The sequence below is a fragment of the Actinomadura sp. KC216 genome, from assembly GCF_004348535.1.
Lineage (GTDB): Bacteria > Actinomycetota > Actinomycetes > Streptosporangiales > Streptosporangiaceae > Spirillospora.
Window position 1 is genome coordinate 1 of the sequence record NZ_SMJX01000588.1, and the last position, 2,131, is coordinate 2,131.

The following is a 2,131-nucleotide window of genomic DNA, read 5'->3' on the forward strand; positions in this document are numbered from 1 at the left end:
ACAGAGCCGGTCCCGGTCGCCCAATCCGCCATGTCCAACTGACCAACCCGCCACCCTGGCCCCTCGCCCGCCAGCGCCCTCACTTTCCGCCGCCTTGCACCAGCTCGCGGACGATCTCGCAGGCCTTGCGGAGCTCCGCCGCTCCCGCCGCCGAGCCGTACCCGATGACCAGCCCGGACGCCCGCCGCGAACCCGTGTGGTAGCGCTCCAGCGTTTCCACCAGGACGCCCCGTCCCGCGGCCTCGCGGACGACCCGCCGGGCCAGCGGCGCCGGGACGTCCACGACGAGGTGCAGCCCGGCCGTGTCGCCGCGCAGGGGCAGCCCGTCCAGTGTCCGGACGACCACGTCGCGCCGCCGCGCGTACTCCCCGCGCATCCGCCGGACATGCCGGTCGAGATCACCGCGTTCGAGCAGCAGCCGGAGCGCGTCCTGCGGGACGACGGCCGTCCGGTCGTTCAGCTCCTCGCGGCGCCGCGCGATCTCCCCGACCAGGCCGGAGCGGCCCACCAGCCAGCCGACCCCCATGTCCGCGGTGAGGATCTTGGTGGTCGTGCCGAGGTAGACGACGCGGTCCGGGTCCAGCCCGTAGAGCGCGGGCAGCGGCGCGACGTCGTAGCGGAACTCGCCGTCGTAGTCGTCCTCGGCGACGAGCGCCCCCGTGCGCCGCGCCCACGCGAGCAGGGCCTGCCGGCGCGGGACGGGCAGGACGCCGCCCATCGGGTACTGGTGCGACGGCGTCGTGTAGACGAGGCGCAGATCGCCGGGGAGGCCGTCGACGACGAGCCCGTGCTCGTCGACCGGGCAGGGCACCAGCTCGGCGCCGCGTCCCGCCAGGACCGCGCGGGCGCGCTGGTAGCCGGGCTCCTCCACCCCGACCCGGTCACCGGGCCGCAGGACGGTCGCCGCCAGCAGATCCAGCCCGTTCGTCGCGCCCCGCGTGACGAGCAGCCCGTCCACGGGACACGCCACACCGCGGCTGCGCCTGATGTAGTCGGCCAGCGCGACGCGCAGCCCCGGCAGCCCGTGCGGGTCCTGGCGCTGCTGGGGCGGCATCCCGGACGCCAGCCGCCACGCGCGCCGCCACGCGGGGGTGTCGAGCGCCCCGACCCACGGCAGCCCGGGCCGCAGGTCGATCTCGTGCGGGGAGGCCGTCGTGCGCACCGTCCTCGCCGTCGCCGGCTGCGGCCTCAGAGGCCGCGGAGCGGCAACGCCGTCGGTCACATAGGTGCCCGACCCGTGGCGGCCTTCCAGCCAGCCCTCCGCGTACAGCTGCTCGTACGCCTCCGTCACCACCGTCCGGCTCACCCCGAGCAGCCCGGCCAGCGCCCGGCTGGCGGGAAGCCGCTCGCCCGCGGCCAGCCGCCCCTCCCCCATCGCCGCGCGCAGCTGGCCGACCAGCTGCGCGCTCAGCGGCTCGCTCTTGCCCCGGTCGACGGCGATGGGCAGGTCGATCGACAAAGTGGTCTCCCGGTATACGCCTCAAGTGGCCCTACCGACCAGGCCACTCTCTTTCCTAGCGTAATCGGCATGACGCACCTCTCACCGACCGCCCGCACCCGCGTCGCCAGGCACTCCGAGCGCGCCACCGGCGACCGCTCCGCGCTCTACCGCGTCCTCGACGACGGCATGATCTGCCATCTCGGCGTCATCGTGGACGGCTCCCCGCGCGTCATCCCCACCGGCTACGGCCGCCTGGACGACACCCTCTACGTCCACGGCTCCACCGGCGCGAGCAGCCTCCGGGCCGGACCGTCCCAGGACATCTGCGTCACCGTCACTCACCTCGACGGAATCGTCATCGCCCGGTCCCTTTTCCACCACTCCATCAACTACCGCAGCGCCGTCATCTACGGCACTCCCCGCCTCGTGGACGACCCCGACGAGAAATTGGCGGGCCTGCGCGCCATCACCGAGAACCTCAGCCCCGGCCAATGGGACGTGGCGCGCAAGCCCACCCGCAAGGAAATGGCCGCCGTCACCGTACTGGCCCTCTCCCTGGACGAAGCGTCCGTCAAAATCCGCCAGGGCGGCCCAAGCGACGAGGACGAGGACTACGCGCTCGACGTATGGGCGGGCGTCGTCCCCGTCCACCAGACGTTCGGTGAACCGTCCCCTGACCCCGCCCTGCGC

General features: G+C 73.9%; 2 protein-coding genes. One reads left to right on the forward strand and one right to left on the reverse strand.

The features are described 5' to 3' along the window. Positions 1-79 precede the first annotated feature (79 nt). The gene (locus tag E1264_RS42235) at positions 80-1,453 is read right to left on the reverse strand and encodes a PLP-dependent aminotransferase family protein (protein ID WP_132183157.1); all 1,374 of its coding nucleotides are present in this window, start codon (positions 1,451-1,453) and stop codon (positions 80-82) included. Between the two features lie 75 nt (positions 1,454-1,528). Between E1264_RS42235 and E1264_RS42240 the strand changes: the two genes are divergently transcribed. Then, the coding region (locus E1264_RS42240) for a pyridoxamine 5'-phosphate oxidase family protein (RefSeq protein WP_132183155.1) at positions 1,529-2,131 on the forward strand (603 nt) is incomplete at its 3' end.